Genomic DNA, 19,513 nt, shown 5'->3' on the forward strand with positions numbered 1-19,513 from the left:
CTAAACATGGAGAAAAAATAAAATTAACCCTGACTAGGATTTATTCCTTTATAAAACTTTAGAATAACTCACACAACCCTTAAGATCTAATAAATCAAGATATGATGGATAAACAACAGGGAGTTCCTTATACCCTTCTCCTACCTTCCTAGGTACCTTCTCCTACCTTTGTCCATGGTTCAGCCATGGTTCGTCCATGGTTTGTCCATCGATTTCGGGGGTATCGATGGCTGAAGCATGGATGAACCATGGCTAAAACATGGACAAAGGTGGGAGGAGAGTGCTGTTAACCTCCTAGCAGGTAACTAGGAAGTATTGATGAATGCCAAGGCATTGATAATTCATAAGTCGGCCAGTTTAAAATTAACTTCTAAAAACGACCTTAGACACCTTGTATATCAAATATTTGTAGTAGTACCCAATATACATTTTTTTCCTTGTATTGCATCTATAAATTTCAAATTAATATCACCAATTGATGATCTAGGCGATGATTACACGTTTTAAAAATAGATCGAAACGACCCTTTGATCATTAGACGTCAAATAGATCGAACCTTACACCTATCTAATCTGTTTCATAGTGTGTTAAGAATATAAAATAATGGATTATGGCTACAAAAAAGATGAATAACGAGCTGTTTAAAGAGAAAGTCTTTAACTACGACAAAAAGAGTGAATGGGAATTTCAAGGGGATAAGCCCGCAGTGATTGACTTTTATGCAGATTGGTGTAGCCCATGTAAGATGATTGCACCTATATTAGAACAGCTTTCGGATGACTACAAAGACAAGATCGATATTTATAAGGTAGACACAGAGCAAGAGCAAGAACTTTCGGCAGTTTTTGGAATTCGTAGTATTCCTACCCTTGTATTTGCACCGATGAAAGGGAAACCTATTATTCAAGCGGGGGCAATGGATAGAAGAGCCCTTGTAGAACTTATTGAAAGAATAATGAAACCATAATCGGTAAGCAATATCCCAACTAATCTATTATTAATTCTCTATCCTTTTTACAAGATAGAGAATTATATAGATCGAAAGGATGTCTGTCTAAGATTAATTTAAGTTCTCTAATTTTCATATTCCTAAACGAGTTAGGACACCATGATCTTGAACAGAAATATGGCCTTTCTTGAGTCTAACATAGTAGGGATTCCTTTACATTTACATTTCGCACAGTGCTCTTTCCAACTGTCACGCCATAACTCTAAAGGCGATGTAAAAAGTATTACTCCCTCTTTTTCAACGGTCATACTACGGTTCAAGATAATCATCTCTTTTTTACAAGATTAGTATCATAGTATTAATAGTTTCACACCATATATTGGTTCTCTATATTTCTGATAACCTACATTAAACATTAATCTAGAAACATCCAAACCCAATAAATTACCTAATCCATAACCGAACTCAACATAACTACTCTCAAAGCTATTTTTCAGGTAGTTCACCGTGATTATCTCATCGTATTCCAATCCACGTAATATAGGGAGTTGTTTAAGGAACAGCCGATGATATTCGGCAGTATATGTTGCATTAAGAAACCAATCGGATTCACTGGTGGAATAATCTTGTCTTAGTGAGAAATACTCCCAAGTAGGGACTTCTACGTCGTTGAGAAGTGATTTAAATGAAAAATTGAATGGCACTTCACTACCAATAAAATGTTGGTATTCGGAGAAGTGACTTGCGTTCCAAATTTTACCTCCTGAAAATTGCAATTTATAATTTGCATTTAATGTTCTTATTTTTTGACGAATATTTCCATAAAGATGGGCATTCCGACTCTGGGTATTCCAATCTGATATCGCAACGGCCTGATGATATGACAATGATATTAAAGGCATTTTGGGATTATTGGCCCACTGATAAGTCAAGGACAGGTCAAAATAACTACTATTCGAATCTTCTAACATGGAAGGGGTGACTGTTTTATTTTCAGGCACATTACTATGATACATTACATCTTTCTTACCAAAAGAGTAGTTGGTATTATTATATAACTGTTTTCTCTGTTCATAGCCAATAGCAGTTCTTATACTTAGCCCTTTACTAATATCCATAAGATGCCAAAGATTCAGGTAATTCGACAGATAGTAGCGTTTATAGTTTTTCTTCATTAATAAGCTTGAACAAGCATCAATAAAAGAAGGCATAGACATATCTTTTTTAAAATCCTCCGTTTTTGTTCCAACGTTACAACCCCATGAGGCAGAGTGCTTTTTACTGTAGGTTTGTTCTCCTTTCCAGTTACACGACAATCTTTCTGAAGAGAATCCATATTCAAAATCTAGAGCTGTCTTAAGCCCTTTGGCTTGATTATCATAATCTATCAACACCCCAGGCTTCGCTCCATCTACCGGATTAAAAGGGTCCATTAAAGAGTAGATAAGTCCAACACTAGATAAAGATCTGTTGTTGGTGCTATCGATATTATAATCTTGACCCAAAAATAGAGATCCTAAGAGCTTTAAACTCATAGCCGTTTCTTTATTTACCTGCCGATTCTTTGTGGCATAGAATTTTTTTTGTTGTTTCAAACGATCTTTCTGTAGTGGAGTCAATGGAGTGATACGATACTTCTTCCAAAATGTCTCATCTTTTACAACACTTGCCGAATCAAAAGGCAACACTTCATAGTTTTGATGACGATCGAAGTAGGAGGTATTTATCTCAGAAGCATCTAAATTGTTTTCTATTATCGTGCTCTTTTGTGCTAATTTCTTCATCCGAAAGAGGTCTCGTACAGATAATTTCTCTTTCTCCAAAATAGCCCCCATTTTTCTGTTCCATTTATCTAGTTTAATCAACTCTTTTGGGGACAAGTATACGGAGTCAGATCTACTTGTCTTGTCGGCTACCAGAACATCGTTCTCTTTTACCTCATCAACCAAACTATATGAATATGACACACTTGTGTGTATATCAAAATGTATTCCAAATATATTTATTGTATTAGTCAATCGAGCGGAAGATAAGAGAACAATGTTTTCCTTGGGTTTATAATAACTCTGCTCTATTTCATAAGAAAATTCCTTCTGATCGATCTTCATAGAGAATTGACTAATACTCCAACAGTTGTCCAAGATGGTTATTTCTCCTTTAGGGCCTTTGGGTAATATGGAATTAAATTCAATTACATGTATCTTTTTATCGTTTAACCAATAACTATCCTTATAACGATATCGATATTTATCAAAGGTAGAAGGGGTAAGAATACTACCCAATATTTTATCATTGGTCCGGTATAAGTCCTCAACAACTATATTAAAGTTTCCACTTTTCTCTAATTCTCGAGGGAGGACATAGTTGATCGCTTTGATCTCTCGTTTAAAATTATTGGGGACAGTATAGGTAATATGACTCAATGATTCGGTAAACTCCAAATCCCCCTCTTTGATATTCGCTTCTTTAAGCAATTTCTTTGCAAGAAGCTTTGGGAGATGATGAATATCCACTTCCGTAGACTCAAATAGATCGGCTTCATAGCGCTTGACACTATAGGCATATTGAGGCGCTTTAGCTATAGCTTTCCTCATTACATATTGTGCACTATCAAATTTCGATGGTGTTACCTTCACTTCAGACAACTGATAAGAAAGACCTTCTAGTTTTATATCTAGAGTCATGTTATCTTTGACATCCAATTGCTGTTTTTGGGTTTTGTATCCCATGGCAGAAATAGTCAGAACATATTCTCCTTTATCTAAGGTGATTTTAAAAAAACCATCGCTGTTTGAACTAACACCTTTGTTGAATTTCGCTATATAGAGATTTGCATAGTGAACCGCCTCACCGTTTTTATTTTCTACTTTACCTCTAACCTCAAACTTTTGGGCATAGAGCGACGTATAACACAGAAGAAAGCAAGAAAAGACTAAAATCTTCTTTATAAATAACATGGTAATAATAGGAATTAGATTAATATTTGAATTGTTGATTATTTGGTTTGTCTCACACAACAAATATACATATATTTACATATTTTATAATACGAGCTCACTATTTAATTAATATCTGTACCTCCTACATATTATATTCAAAACCATTTATTCAAAAAAAGCCTCTTCTCTTAATGAAGAGTAGAGGCTTATCAATCAAGTAGTATTTCAAAGAATATTACTATAATCTGCGAATTTTTATATTTCTAAAACGAGTAGATCCACCATGGTCTTGAAGGCCTATATGTCCCTTTTTGAATCGACCATAGTTGGGATATTTACTCCATTTACAATCCTTTACATTCTGCTCCCAACTCTCAGACCACAACTCATAATCAACCACTTTGACGCCGTTTAACCAGTGTTCAACATGAGGTCCATTAACAATAATACGGCTATTATTAAACTCATGAAGAGGTCTAACTTCTGCTCCAGTTGGGGGATTCATTGCATAGTTTGCCCCTGTGTATTGCGAAGCATTAAGTTTTGTAGGCCATCCTTTGTCATCCAATAATTGGTATTCAGGTGCTGTTTTATAGATTGCATTCTCAACTTTATCGTTGACATGATAAAAGATTCCGCTGTTGCTTTTTGAGTCTATTCGCCATTCAATATATAATTCAAAGTTGTCGTACTCTTTCATTGTAATAATATCGCCTCCATGATCACTTCCTTTGCCTGAGTTATATAGGACGCCATCGATGACTTTCCAACCAGAAATATCATCTTTACCATAAGTTCTCCAGCCATTGGTGGTTTTTCCATCAAATAGGAGTTCCCATCCTTGTTTTTGCTCCTGTTTTGTCAAATGATTCAAGGTCTGTTTTTTTGCACAAGAGGTAAAACATAATAGTAATATTAGAAATAATAAGTTGTTTTTCATGGGTTATATTTTTATCTGTTATTTATATATTTATTGGCATTCCTGTCTTATAGCTCTCTATTGATTTTTCTATGAGAAGCATATTTAGATAAGCCTGATCTAAAGTCACTTCTAGCTCTTCATTCAACACAATTGCATTATACACGTTTTCATAGAAACCATGATAATTGCCTGGTATCGTCTCCACCTTTCCTCGATAATGCAATCCATCTATTTCGGTATTTAGTATTCCCCAATACTTCTCATCTTGAACACCCCAGTTGTTTCCAATAGGCATGCCCCCATTACGAAGGATGGCTTCTTGTGGATCTATACCATATTTTACAAATGATCCTTTCTTTCCATGTACTGTAAATCGAGCACCTGTCTCTCTCACAAATACTCCTGCTTTTATTCTTACACTTTTATCTTTATACAAGAGCTGTAGATCAAAACTGTCGTCCACAACACTTCCCTCGCGTTGGTTAAAAAGCCTACAGTATACCCCATCTGGTTTACCAAAGATCGTTAGTGTATGGTCAATCAGATGCACTCCCAAATCATAAAGTGTCCCCCCAGCTGTGGTGTCGGTATATCTCCATGGGTTGTTAGATAAATTAGGTTGATAACGATCAAAATGAACCTCATAATGATGTATATCACCAAGTACTTCCTTATCTATTATCTCTTTTACAACTTGTGCATCTCCATTCCATCTAAAATTATGATACGGGATTAATAATCGGTGGTTCTCTTGGGCAATCCGAGATAGTGTGATGACCTCCTCAGAAGTTGGAGTAATTGGTTTCTCTATGATTACATGTTTCCCAGCCATCAATGCCTTTTGGGCTTGTTCAAAATGGAGATGATTAGGAGTACTGATAATCACCAATTCGATATTATTCATGTTTAGCAAATCATCAATATCTCTAACCACTTCCACTTGGGGATATATTGTTTTGGCATCATCTTTTGACGAGACGATACAGCATAAATTAAAAAGAGGATTGGTATGTATGAAAGGGGAGTGAAATGCCCTTCCCGAGAGACCAAAACCTACGACTCCTACGTCTATTATCTTGTTTTTTTTCATAGTGCTTATATTTCAAATCGTATCCTGTTTTAGATTATCTTCTCATTCTCGAAGTCCCAATAGACCTTTCGTCCTTCTTTATACGAGACGGTTCCCATATGTGATGCCATGGCTTCCTCGAAGGCTCTATCGATATCACAACTTGGTTGGGTCCCATCTTCTAATCGGATACAGTATAACCACTCTTTCAAGTGTAGGTAGGTGGTATCGACTTGCTTTCCATTCCTATAGGTATATAGCAGTCCTCTACCAGCAAAATATTTTTCTGTCGCAGAGCTTACAGCATCTACTTGATTTCTACCAGGGACATAATTAAAGATAGGTTTGTCGGGGTCAATCAATCCATTTTTTATCTTCTCTTTATACTTGGTCGAATTTCGATCAGCTTTAATCTCTAGAGTGCTACCGACAGTCATACTTGCATCATGTCCCATGATGACACGACCTCGATTATTCTGATTTGCCTGTGTTGCGCTATAGAGCAGCGTCATGTCTTTATGTTCATATTCATATGCCATCGTTAATACATCTGGCACAGTCCTCCCATCTTTAAAATAGTATATACCTCCTGATGCGATCACAGAAGAAGGCATTCCTAGATCCAATATCTGATTCATCGCATCAAATTCATGGGTGAACAGATCACCACTTAACCCCGTACTATAGTCCCACCAACATCTCCATCTAAAGAAACGCGCTACATCGAATTCATGCCATGGTGCCTGTCCTATAAATTGTTTCCAATCAATATTGCGTCTATTTGCTTTGGGATCGATATCATACACCCATGCTCCGTTATCTGAATTTCGGTTTGTGCAGACTTCGATGAGAGAGATTTTCCCTAAAGCTCCTTTCTCAATGATGTTTTTGGCAACATGATAGCTATCTGTTTGTCTGTTCTGATGCCCTAGCTGAAAAACGATATTATTTTTTTTCACTTGTTTCCTCACCTCATAGGTCTCCTCAATGGTCCATGACAGAGGCTTTTCACAATAGACATGTTTTCCTTTTTTTGCCGCTTCAATTGCTATTGGCGCGTGCCAATGATCAGGTGTTCCGATGATTACAGCATCAATATCTGGTGACTCTAATAGCTCTTTGTAAGTGTGATACCTCTTGGGAGCCTTTCCCATCTTACCACTCTTTCCTTGACGATAGATGTTTTGACATGCTTGTATCGCATTTTCTGCGTGTACATCATATATATCACAGATACCTGTAACTTCAACTCCAAGGTTTTCTTGATCCATGAAGTTCTGTAATCGCTTATTCCACCCTTCATTCTCTTTCGCCTTTTGCATCATCTTTTCTATATAATCAGGATGAGCAAAGCCTAATGACCTTAAGAGGTAACTCGCGCGACGACCATAACCAATAACACCGATACGTAATACTTTATCGGTATTAAATTTTAGATCTTCTCTTTGCTTAACATCCACGTCAAGTTCTTCAAGCAGATTTTGGTTAAGAACATCGTAATATTTCTTCTTCTGGTAAACACCATAAGCTAAAGCGCCAACAATCGGTACGGTTGCCAATCCTTTTAATATATCTCTTCGACTCAGCCTTTTAGGCTTTGTATTTATATTTTTATCTTCCATCATCTGTATCTATTAAAAATGAATCGATCTACACCTATTGTTTGGCTGGTTGGGAAAAGATATATTACAACCAATGAAGCCAATTCTATTAAATTCTTATTTACAATAAGATAGCTCCCTTCTGAAGGCAAAAGATAGTTGGCCCCAATAATTGGAGGGTGTGACAAGTAGAAAAGACCAAGCATAACGACTCCTAGAATAGAAGATAGGCGAGAGAATAGTCCAATCATAAGTCCCAACCCTATCAATATAAGCCCCCATTGATTTAGTATATCAACAAGATGTAGGGATATCTTATTTTGTGCCATCTCGAAAAATAGAGATTTAAACAGACCATTTGAGTCCATTAAAAAGGCTTTTGCGCTCCAATTTGGGTTCATTAATTTTACGATCCCTTCATATAAAAAATGCCATCCAATCAGAACGCGACAAAATATTAAAGCAATATATTGTGAAGAGGTATAGTTACAGTCTTTTATATTTTTCATCAATGTTTCTCTTTAATAAATTATTCAGGATTATTAATGCATAAAACCACAAACGGTTATACTAAATATTGCATCATTTAGAGTAGACCACATGGTTATCCACATGGTTATTATAGTGTGTATAATATCACTTATAGCTCCTCTTAGTGCGTTGCATTAATCGTGTTCTTTATCTCGCGAACATAGATATCTCTGAACTTGATATCTGTACCATGAGCCTGTAGTTCAATAGCTCCTTTAGAGAATATCGGACGACTACGATCCCAATAATTTTCGATTATTACACTATTGACCACCAGATGTCCATTAAGAAAAACCGTCACCTTATCCCCTTTCATTCTGATACGAAATGTATTCCATTCACCAACTGGATTATCGGCTACCACTAAAGGTTTGGACGGATTCTTTTTGTTGTTATACAGACCACCTGATCCTACTTGTGCACCTACCTTTACTCTTGCGATATCCCAAATCTGGACTTGTGGTGTACCTCTTAAGTAGATTCCACTATCCCCATTTTTTGTTATTCTCCAATCAATCAACATCTCAAAATCAGCGTACTCTTTCTCTGAACACAAATTGGCACCTTTACCTCCTCTGAATACAATTGCTCCATCTTTCACACTCCAGTTATTATGCATTTTGATATTGGCCATTTGTTGTCTCTTAGATAAGACCTTCGCATTCATCTTCTCGACCTTAAGTGGAGGTGCTATAAACCCTTTCCAATGACTTAAATCTTTTCCATTAAACAGAGAGACATAACCTCCATCCTTCTTCATCTTATCCATATATTTCTGGATACTAATCTTAAAATAGTTACTATCTTTTCCAGAAATACAAGTTCTTACTTTCTCTAAAATCTTAAAAGTTTCTTCTCCAATAAAACCGTCCGATTTACCACCCCTAGGAAGTGCTATCTTCCTTATGGATTGGCAGGCTGCTTGTTGTAATTCACTCTCTTCTAAGAACGTGGATGCATATATCAAGGATTGATAAGTTTTGATTCCTCCCAGAGAGGTTATAACCTTAAGTTTTTGCTCATTACTTGCAGCCAGTGTCATTATCTTTTTGAGCTCTAATAACTTTTGGTCATTTGGAAGATTGGAATGTGAGATTAGTGACACAAAACCTACAAATGCATTATGTTGGTACTCTATAGACTTTTCACAGATGGTATAGAGAGCAGCAGCAGCAGTATAATCTTTCCATTCACACAAAGCTTCTAATGCACTCTCTTTTAAGGATCCTTGAGATTGGTAATACAAATCATAAGCTTCCTTCAATGCTTTCTCTCCTCCTACTTTGGGAAGTATTCTTACAAAACGAGCTTTATCATCACTTTGAGCTAATGAGGTCAGCAATTTATCTACACAAAGATCCATGTTTTGTTGATCTTCTACCGCACGATAAATGGCTTTTTGAATGGTCTCAACATAAGTTCTTTCGACGCTCTCTAGAAGTAACAATAGGGCATCTAAATCTTGGGCTCTTGAGATACTTTGCATTGCATTTAAAGCCGCTTCTTTTACATCACTATTCGTATCATTCGAATATGAAAGCACTTGCTCAAAATATTGATCTCCAGCTTTTGCAGAAATAACATCAATTAATGCAGCTCTCGATTTTCCCGCTGAGCTATCAAGAGACTCTCCTATCAAGTTTAGTTTTTCATAATCGATAAGACACAGTAAACACTCTTTGGATTGATCGATATCTTTTCCTTCCACAATATGTTGAACAATTGTAGGGATGGCTTTTTCTCGTGCTAGTGAAGCCAAAGAGATGATTGCAGCAGAACGCACATGATCTGAAGAAGAGGTAAGGCTCTCGATGAAGAAAGGTACTGCAGCATCTTCATCTGCTCTTCCCAACATCAATATTATATCCTCTTTTACAGCATCAGAAGATGACTCTCCTTTTGCAATCCATTTCTTTACACTCTTTTTATCCACTAGCTTTTGGGCAGAGCTTAATATCGAAGAACGAAACTTCTCATCCTTATTATCCACCTCTTTTAGTATGAGTTTTGTGGCCTTCTTGGGAAAAAAATGTGCAAAGATATTAATTGCAGCAGCCCTATTGTGGAGTAATTCTGGCTCTCCATTATGATCTATTATACTTTTGCATGCTTTTCTACAGCTCTTTAAATAACCATTTTCACCTAGCGCTTCTGTATAAGTGATAAAAGACCCAACAATATTATTTTCCTCATATTCAAAGTCCACCCTCTTAGATGCATCCATAAAAGCTTCATATGATTCAGGCATTCCAATAGAAGCCAAAGATGCATATACTACCTTTTGGAGCTTAGGTTCCTTATGATCGACAAGTGCTAATAGCTTATCATTGATCTCTTTCCCCTTAAGATCACCTAAAGCTTTAACTATCGTTACGAGCCTTTGTCCCTCTACATTTGGTAGTGCATCGATAAAAGCATTCTTTGCTTTTTCTGTTCTGATATATAGAAATAGTTGACTTACTGGTTCACAGTATTGTGAATCTACAAGCAAAGGCTTTAGTTTATCAACACTTTCGCCACTACCAATGAGGTTCAATTGATTGATAAAAAACACCTTGACTTCATAATCCTCTTCAGTTTGAATTGCTTTCAACAGCACCTCTTCAAGGAGTTGTTTTTTACTTTTATCCTCCAAGTTACTTGTATATCTCGCTAAACTATTGATTGTATAACGTACAGCTATATTATTCCCTTTTCCTAATGGTGTAGTCTTTTCTGTTAGAGTTACTAAGAAGGGAGAACCATAGGATAATACTTTATCCATTAATTTATTGAGCTGTGTCAGGTTCTCACATGGCATCTGTACTAGAATTTCGTCAACTTGTCTATCGACAACACCCTTTTCCTGAGATTTCAGTGTAAACGGAAATAGGAGGACTATTGAGAGATATAATACGATTTGTTTCATAATTTATTTGTTATACCAACTACATCTATAACTGAGCTATATTCTTGGGTTCTAATTTGTTTACACAAAATATATCAACAAACCTTTATAGATCCTTTATTAACCACATTGGTATTATTAAAATGATATTAATTACTTCTTTAAAATGTCCATGGTGCTCTCATTGGTTGGTCAATCAACCGGTTTGCACCTTCATCATCTATGAATACTTGCTTATCTGGATCAAAATCAAGACTTCGACCAAGTCGAACAGCAATGATCCCGAGGTTAACAAGTGTGCATGATCGATGACCATTCATTTCATTCAAAGCAAATTTCTGTCTAGTTCGTACCGAATCACTAAATAGTTCGATCTGAGGCTCTGGATCTGGAAGTGTCTCAATTAACTTATCTAAGTTGGGGATGTCCGATTTAAAATTCTTAAAGATCTTTCCATTCGGACCTTCAATATATGCAGCATCTTTATCTCTATTTTCACCATCTAAGATTATCTTACACCCATCAGCATATGTGTATTCAATCCTTCTCCATGAACCGACAGCATCGTAATGCTGTTGGGGTGCATCTACATCTATTCGAATTGGGCTGGTGTCATCTTTACCTAAAAGATACTGTACGGGATCTAAGTAATGTTGTCCCATATCTCCTAATCCACCTCCATCATAATCCCAATAGCCTCTAAAATTAGAATGAACACGGGCAGGATTATATGGTTTTTCAGGAGCTGGACCAAGCCACATATCATAGTCTAGCTGGTTAGGAATCGGCATCTCTGGCAGATTATGTTTGCCACTCCAAAAGAATTTCCAGTTGTAGCCTGTTATACCACTCACTGTAACTTTTAATGGCCACCCAAGAACGCCACTATCAATGACTTTCTTTAATGGTTTTACAGGGGTACCTAGGCCATAAAAAGTATCCTTAAATCGGAACCATGTATTTAATCGAAACATACTACCATGCTTCTCTACCTCTTCCACCACACGCTTTCCTTCTCCTATGGTACGAGTCATTGGTTTTTCACACCAAATATCTTTGCCAGCTCTTGCAGCCTCAACAGCCATCAACCCATGCCAGTGAGGAGGCGTAGCGATATGAACCACATCAACATCTTTTCGAAGTAGTAACTCTCTATAATCAGTATAACCTGTCACTCCCTTTCCAACCTTATCCAATGTTTTCTTCAAATGACTTCGATCCACATCACATACAGCCAGAAGTTTAGTTCCTTCATATGAGATATGGCCACGCCCCATTCCTCCAACACCTATGATTGCTTTAGTTAATTGGTCACTTGGTGCAGTAAAACCATTCCCTCCCAAGACATGTCTTGGCACAATTGTTATTGCAGCCAATGCAGATAAGGAATTCTTCAGAAACTTTCGTCTATCACTCTTCATTTTTTTATCCATAAGATGATTGGTTTTTGAAACATTTTGTGACATGTTTCATAGTAAACACTGATCGTAAAATCTATGACCAATATTATCATATGGGAGGTTAAAAAATAGGGTAACAATAGGGGTAACAACTTCAAATACGACAGTAAACATCTGATTTTAAACAATAAACACCTTGCATTTTATTAAATTAAAAAACATATTCAAACATTGATCAGACATAAACAGACATTCCAATGATCGGAAAACAGACGTTTTTGATCAATGCTTATCGTTTGGAAAGTTGAAATAGAAGCTCCTCGAACAAGAACAATCTAATCAAATGAACATGTGCCGTATCAAAGGAGAAGCGAGTACTATTAGGGAATAAGATACTTCCAATAGTAGCTTTTATACAAACTATGATAAGTTGGTCACATGGTGTTTGAGAAGAAGAGATAAAGCCCTAAGTGATCATTAATTTTGAAGGTGGTAGAATGAAGAAGACTTGGTATACTTTAATTACTCTTTTCGCATAAGGCTACATCTCAAAAAGCTCAGATAAAGAGCCATCATAAGGTTGGTTGTAGTACTGCTGATATATTTTATAGAAATGAGTAATAGAGTCTCTAGCCAATGATATCTTATTTAAACTAATAAGCGATCGGACTTTGTGCTCTATAGCAACTTCATTTAAAGGATCATAAATAAGTAACACATTGGATAATCGGATAACACGATGATTATCTAATATGAAATCTTGGTTTTCGTATAGTGGCATTAATAGATCGAAGAGCTTATCTTCAAATTGAGATTTAAAGTCATCTAACCATATTTCATTTAGGTTCGGGAGTAGAGGCCCTTTTTCGAGGATATCTAGAAGATCTTCAATATCTGGAAGATGAATATATTGGTCTTCAATAATCTTATTTTGGAGTTGAAAATATCGATCTAAATCGAGATAAACATCATGTTCAAGATTAATACACCATTTTTTATTAAAGAACTCAATAGACACTCCCGTATCTAAATTCAGTATTTCGCGAAGTCTCTTCATTTGAGTACTACGGTTGTTTTTTGCTTTATCTGATGAATACCCAGGCCATAGATTATCTGTTAACTGTGAGGACACAATCCCTCCACCTCTGTATTTTGATAACAAGATTAAGATGAACAGTTGTTTTCTTCTGGTAGAGAACTTCGACGATATATCAGTACCATCTCGATTGATCATCCTAAATCTACCGATAAGCTGGATGGATGGAGCAATTATAGGAGTTGTATCTCTTCTATGTTCCTTGTTAGATGGTTTGTTTATCAGACTATTTTTTTTGAAGTATGGTAAACCAATGCCACGCTTTGAACGTCTGTATAAATAGATCAATAGGACTAATATGATTAAGCAGCTAACTCCTAAAAGATACCATTTACTGCGTTTGGGACTATCTAATGAAATCCCTTTTTGATATATTTTGATGATCTCTTCATCGCTTAATGATCTATTCCATATTGCCAGATCATCCATCTTCCCATGAAAATATTCTCCCCAAAGATTTGTTCCAATCAATACTGAATTATTGGTCGGGGTAACACCTGCAGCTTTCTTCTCTCCTACAAAAATACCATTTATATAAAACCGCAACTTTTTATTGGCGGAAAATACATATGAGATATGTTGCCATTGATGACTCTTAACAACGATAGAATCTGTAATATGATCTTTAATTCCTGGCGAAGTAAATAGCAGTCGACCATCTCTATATTTAACTGAAAAAGTTTCTCCTTTACCTAGTATACTTTGATTCCCTTCAATATTCTCAGGTTTAACCCATACAGATAGGGTTAAATTGTCTATGATATCAAGTCCTGAAGCATAATCAATATAGTCTGATTCACCATTAAAAGAGGCACACCACTTCCTCTGTTCATCCTTTACATACTTCAGTTTGCTATAGGTTGGTATCATCCCTTCGTTCAACAAGTTATTGTTGTCTTTACTGAAATCAAGAAAAAGAATTAGACCATCAGTAAGCTCTCTTGGGGTTGCATGAAATATCTTCGTTTCAAAGGAGTTAATCTTATTAAATTGGAATACATCTGGGGAGAATTGAAATCCATCCTTTTGTGGACTAATCTGACGTTCATGAGTATGAACCTTACCATAAGATCTCATTCTAGGCATCTCCTTCCAGCTCATATCGCTCAAAAGAGAGTCATTCATTCGAACAGTTGCAGTATGCCACTTATAAGCACCCATATACTCTATAAAAGAGTGATAATATTGAGGAAACTCTGTCATAAAGAAGTTGGGTAATTTGCCCGAAATAGAGTTAAACTGGATTGGAATAGAGTCTACTGGTGATTCACTATGGCTCAAAGCGTAACTATCCATATTGAAAACAACTAAGTCCTTTGATTGATCTCCTCTAAAACCAGACATATAATCTACAGGAAACGTATCATTTACCTCATAATAGCATATATGATCTCTTTTATTGAAAAAGGTCAAGGAGCTCTCGTTAGAAAAAATAATGAGGCGTTTATTCTGTTTCACAAGCAGGTCAATACTACGAATAAAAGTAGAAGAAGGAGTTTCTAGGAGTTCATATGCTTTATGTTTTTCGATCAGGCTCTTTGCTGTTGGGATGGGATTTTCAAGTATGAGAATAATTATTTCCTCTTCATTTCTCTTCAAAAAATGATATGAACTATCCAAAATATTAGAAAGCTGTACTTCGGATGAAACGATGAATGCTCTATACCCATCAGATATTTGATTGGAACTGTTCTTTCTTACATAATCACAAAGGATTATCTCTTCATCCAGATTCACACTACAGTTTGCACCTAAGGGAAAAATCAATTGGATGAAGTAAAATATAATTGTACACCAAAATTTAGATGAGCTAAGATATAGATTCATAAATGCAAGATAATAAAAATCTATTTTTTTGATTTTTATTATTCTCATATTTTAATTCTTATATATCAATAAAACATCTCTCCTATCGCAAAATCTATGAATTCGAACGATGAAGCCCAATAGATAAAAATGGAATGAACCTTACCTCTTCAATAATTCATCTGCTTTCTTCGCATCTCTATAATAGACATAATTAAAGGAATAACAGCACCTAATAGGTGAGGGTAAGTGCTGTTATTCTTAGATCAAACAATAATCTTATGGATGAATTGTTGCATCCCTATCATTCGTATCTAATCTATTAGCAACATATCCCTTGGGTGTGTTGTATGCTTGAAATGGTTTATTCAAATCTCCATAACCGTCACCATCACCATCTTGATAAAATGTTTGAATATCTTGATTCTCTCTCAGACCGGCTTCGATCACTTGATTTATTGTTTTTAAGAGAGACATATCATTGTAAACGTCAGTACCATAGGACCACACCATTACACCTCCGAACAATTTTAAAGCTTCGTGTGTTTTCTTCGCAATAGTTGGAATACCATTATACCACAACTGTCCTACCTGATCTATGTAAGCATACTCTGGATTTTTCTTGATAATCTTCGACCATATTACCCCACCTTTCTTATTTCCTTTCATTTGATCGAAATCAAACCCATAAAAAGGAAGTCCAAATACAATTTTATCATGGGGTACCCCTTGCTCTTTGACCCAGAAGTCATTAACTGTTTTAACAAGAGACATAGGTGAGTGTTGACCAGGATTGTCTGGTCTCCATGGACCTTTTGTACCATAGGACATGATATTTATAAAGTCAAAAGCACCTATAGCCTCCTTTGAGACATTCGCATTAATTCTTCGACAGGGAAAAGCAGCTGTTATCTGCTTGTTCTTTGCATGTAGTGACTTCTGTAAGTCTAATACAAATAAGTTGAAGTTTTCTCCTAGACTCGTTAAAAACTGATTCTCAAAGTCGACATCAATACCATCTAACTTGTGCTTTTCGACATATTGAACCATATTAGCAACTAATTTACTTCTATAGGGATCTGAAAGATGCTTTCTCCAATAGTCTGCGGTCTTACCATGAACTTTGCCACCTCCGATAGCCATCATTACACGAATATCTTTAGATCTTAGTTTTTTCACCAACGGTTTAAAATCTTTCTTGAACATCAACCTTCCATCCTCATTGATATTTGCAAAGGAGAGATTGATATAATTGGTCTTACTTAGATCCATTTTATCGATATCCTCAAACTCATTAGGGCGAAGGTAACCAAGGACAATAAACGGTTCTTTTGCCCCGCAGCAAGGTTTTCTTCTTGTCGAGGTACTGCGTTCATCAGATATTGTTTTTGCAAAAGCATTTAATGTAATAAAAAAGGTAATGGAAACGAGAAGTATATATCCAAAGATGTTTGTCTTTTTTCTCATATTATAAAAAGGTGTCATTAGTATAAAGTTTAAGCGTTCGACCAAAGTATCAATATATAGTTCAACAGTAGTCCATTTAATTTTATGAATAGAGATTAACATGATACTTTATATCCTGAAAGTATCAATAAAAATAAAGGGAGACATCAACACAATCTACACTTTTACAACAATCAATTTGGCTCTAATTATTTAGCATACATAGATTGACTAACAGTTGCTGCCTCGCCTTTGTAAAATAATAATCCAACTATTAATTAGGCGCTTTCACCTCCTTGCGCCATTCTCTTAACTGTTTTAGCATACTTTTTGCTAACTCAGGTTTTTCATCTTTTAAGTTCTGTGATTCGTATATATCACTCTCTATATCATAAAGCTCATAGTTTCCACTTTCGTACCACTCAATCAACTTATATTTACCATCTCTCATTGCGGTTGCCTTAGGCATTCCAATGATTTTCTGTAGACGAGTACCTACATTAAAATGCCAATATATTGGTTTTCGCTGCGCACTCTTTCCTTTCAATAAAGTCGTAGAGAAGCTAGTTCCATCTAAGTATTGGTTTGGATACTCCTTTCCCTTTACTAGGTCTAGAATGGTTGGGTAGAGATCAACATTACAAACCATATGAGACGATTTTGCTGGGCGAATCTTATTGGGCCATTTAACAATTAATGGAATACGTATTCCACCCTCATATAACCAGCATTTTCCTGCTTTTAAAGGGAGGTTTGAGGTACTTTTACCTCTATGTCCCATTTTACAAGCATCTCCCCCATTATCAGAGGTAAGAATAACAATCGTATTATCATCTAATTTCAGCTTCTTTAATTGCGCTTCAATTCTGGCAATACTCTGATCAACACTCTCAATCATGCCAGCATAGGTTGCATTGTCTTGGAATAACTTTTCATCTGCTTTCCAAACCTTTTGGCTTGAACCTACTTTAATATTCTGTGATTTGATTTTCTTATCATATTTCTGTTTCAAATCTGTTTTAGACTCAAATGGCGTATGTACGGCATAGTGAGAAAGCATTACAAAGAAAGGTTTCTTACGATTCTTCTTAATAAAACGAACGGTCTCTGTGGTCAAACGATCGGTGATATACTCTCCCTCTTTCCCATCATCTAAACCAGGAGTATCATACTCCGGTTTTCCTTTACGCTTATATGGATAGAAATAAGATCCTGGAGATCCCTTATGATGTCCTGCGACATTGATATCAAATCCTTGATGTTGTGGATATGCTTTTTCATTTCCAAGATGCCATTTGCCTGCAAAGAAAGTCTTATATCCTTCCACCTTCATCGCTTCGGCAATAGTAAACTCTTTTAAGTCCATGATACCATACTCTTTGCTCTTTAGATTTCTTGCCATATACTTTCCCGTCATAATCGAAAAGCGAGAACCAATACACATCGGATGGGAAGAGTATGAGTCTGTAAATTGAACTCCTTCGCTACACAATTTATCAATGGCTGGAGTCTCATATAAACTAGAGTTGTAACAACCTAGATCTTTCCATCCCAAGTCATCAATTACAACAAGCACCACATTGGGTTGTTGTTTTTTAGCAAAAGTGATATTACTCAAACATAATAATAGAATTAGTCCCAAGAAAGAACTGTAGATACGATATGTCATGTGTGTTTTCAGTTTATTTTATTTACGAACAAATATAGGAGAACAGAACAACTCTGGTGTTTGACAATATCCACGGATTGTTTACTAATGTCTAAAATACTGAGTATTAGTGGCAATCTTTGTGAGAATTTGTAGATACTATTTGATATCGCAGGGGTAAAGGAAGAGATTGACCCGACGACAGGTATATACAAGAAGAGGAAGAGGGAAGACGATGATTAGGAAATAATTATTAAATCATGGATTACAACAATATATGTTTTTATGTAAATCGGTTTACATAAAAACATATTAATTATTTTAACTAAAGAACCTGTTCAAAATCTAATGATAACAAACAGGTCCTTTACTATTTTAATGAACAAGCCCAATAAGTTCTAATAAATCTCAATGAAATTTCTAATGAAAGAGCAAATATTAGTTCCTATGAAAACTATGGAAGGAATTACAAAGAAACTTGTATAAATAATGTTATACAAAACTCAAAATTTACCAAAAACAATAGCTAAATTGATAGATAGACCATCTAAATCACCAGTAGAGAGTAATTCAAAATTTGACATATTCACTATCCGATAAGTTGCCCCTGTAACGAGACGTACATGATTGCTAATATTGATCTCTAAGGCCAATTCTGGTTCTATGTACATAAATCCTGCAACGTGATTGGCGCCTCTTACATTATCTTTCATTAAGTATTCAGAAGATCCTCCATATCCACCACTTAATCCTATTCTTGGATGAATTATTTCATTAAATAGGAATGATTTTCCGATAAAAAGACCACCGTATCCCATACCGACTCCTACTGTAGTCTCTTGCTTTTCATATCGCATATCACCTATTTTGGCATAGCCTGTAATACCAAAATAGAATGAATGATTAATCATAAGCCCTAATTTACCACCAACAAGTAAACTCTTATTATCTTTGAACTGTGATTTGTTGTAGAAACTTCTCACTTCAGGACTCATGAACCATCCTATATGGTGTACAGCTTCTCCACCCGTAAATATTCCCATTAAGTTCTTTTGTGACTCTTGTGCCTCTAATTTGAAAGAGATTAAATAGAGACTGATCAAGGCGAAAACCGAGATTAATTTTCTTTTCATTATATTGAATTATTAAGATAATCTGAATGGCAAATTTATTGTGATAAGACAAATGGATAGTTATCATATTAAAAAAAAGATTATCA

General features: G+C 35.7%; 12 protein-coding genes. 1 reads left to right on the forward strand and 11 read right to left on the reverse strand.

Going from position 1 to position 19,513, the window contains the following annotated elements:
• Window positions 1-625 precede the first annotated feature (625 nt).
• Window positions 626-967 (forward strand): thioredoxin, encoded by a 342-nt coding sequence (gene trxA / locus K5X82_06050; protein ID QZT39090.1) that lies wholly within the window; start codon window positions 626-628, stop codon window positions 965-967.
• 332 nt (window positions 968-1,299) lie between these two features.
• Here trxA and K5X82_06055 read toward each other — a convergent pair whose 3' ends face one another.
• The 11 genes from K5X82_06055 to K5X82_06105 form a co-directional block, all read right to left on the reverse strand.
• A complete protein-coding gene (locus tag K5X82_06055) occupies window positions 1,300-3,906 on the reverse strand; it encodes a DUF5686 and carboxypeptidase regulatory-like domain-containing protein (protein ID QZT38456.1) in 2,607 nt (868 codons plus the stop codon).
• 220 nt (window positions 3,907-4,126) lie between these two features.
• The gene (locus K5X82_06060; GenBank protein QZT38457.1) at window positions 4,127-4,828 is read right to left on the reverse strand and encodes a DUF1080 domain-containing protein; all 702 of its coding nucleotides are present in this window, start codon (window positions 4,826-4,828) and stop codon (window positions 4,127-4,129) included.
• 22 nt (window positions 4,829-4,850) lie between these two features.
• Window positions 4,851-5,900 carry a Gfo/Idh/MocA family oxidoreductase gene (locus K5X82_06065; protein ID QZT38458.1) on the reverse strand — a complete coding sequence of 350 codons (1,050 nt, stop codon included), beginning with the start codon at window positions 5,898-5,900 and terminating at the stop codon, window positions 4,851-4,853.
• A gap of 29 nt (window positions 5,901-5,929) precedes the next feature.
• The gene (locus K5X82_06070; GenBank protein QZT38459.1) at window positions 5,930-7,504 is read right to left on the reverse strand and encodes a Gfo/Idh/MocA family oxidoreductase; all 1,575 of its coding nucleotides are present in this window, start codon (window positions 7,502-7,504) and stop codon (window positions 5,930-5,932) included.
• Window positions 7,501-7,989 carry a DoxX family membrane protein gene (locus K5X82_06075; protein ID QZT38460.1) on the reverse strand — a complete coding sequence of 163 codons (489 nt, stop codon included), beginning with the start codon at window positions 7,987-7,989 and terminating at the stop codon, window positions 7,501-7,503. Before K5X82_06075 ends, K5X82_06070 begins: the two co-directional genes overlap by 4 nt.
• Window positions 7,990-8,132: 143 nt before the next feature.
• Window positions 8,133-10,919 (reverse strand): DUF1080 domain-containing protein, encoded by a 2,787-nt coding sequence (locus K5X82_06080; protein ID QZT38461.1) that lies wholly within the window; start codon window positions 10,917-10,919, stop codon window positions 8,133-8,135.
• Between the two features lie 140 nt (window positions 10,920-11,059).
• Window positions 11,060-12,331: a Gfo/Idh/MocA family oxidoreductase gene (locus K5X82_06085; protein ID QZT38462.1), complete on the reverse strand. Its 1,272-nt coding sequence runs from the start codon at window positions 12,329-12,331 to the stop codon at window positions 11,060-11,062.
• 508 nt (window positions 12,332-12,839) lie between these two features.
• Window positions 12,840-15,269: a hypothetical protein gene (locus K5X82_06090; protein QZT38463.1), complete on the reverse strand. Its 2,430-nt coding sequence runs from the start codon at window positions 15,267-15,269 to the stop codon at window positions 12,840-12,842.
• 210 nt (window positions 15,270-15,479) lie between these two features.
• Complete coding sequence (locus K5X82_06095; protein QZT38464.1) at window positions 15,480-16,667, reverse strand: hypothetical protein; 1,188 nt, start codon at window positions 16,665-16,667, stop codon at window positions 15,480-15,482.
• Between the two features lie 253 nt (window positions 16,668-16,920).
• Window positions 16,921-18,315, reverse strand: a complete 1,395-nt coding sequence (locus K5X82_06100; protein ID QZT38465.1) for a sulfatase — start codon at window positions 18,313-18,315, stop codon at window positions 16,921-16,923.
• A 482-nt stretch (window positions 18,316-18,797) separates the two neighbouring features.
• Complete coding sequence (locus tag K5X82_06105; GenBank protein QZT38466.1) at window positions 18,798-19,427, reverse strand: hypothetical protein; 630 nt, start codon at window positions 19,425-19,427, stop codon at window positions 18,798-18,800.
• Window positions 19,428-19,513: the final 86 nt, after the last annotated feature.

Source organism: Prolixibacteraceae bacterium, from assembly GCA_019856515.1.
Taxonomy (GTDB): domain Bacteria; phylum Bacteroidota; class Bacteroidia; order Bacteroidales; family Prolixibacteraceae; genus Halosquirtibacter; species Halosquirtibacter xylanolyticus.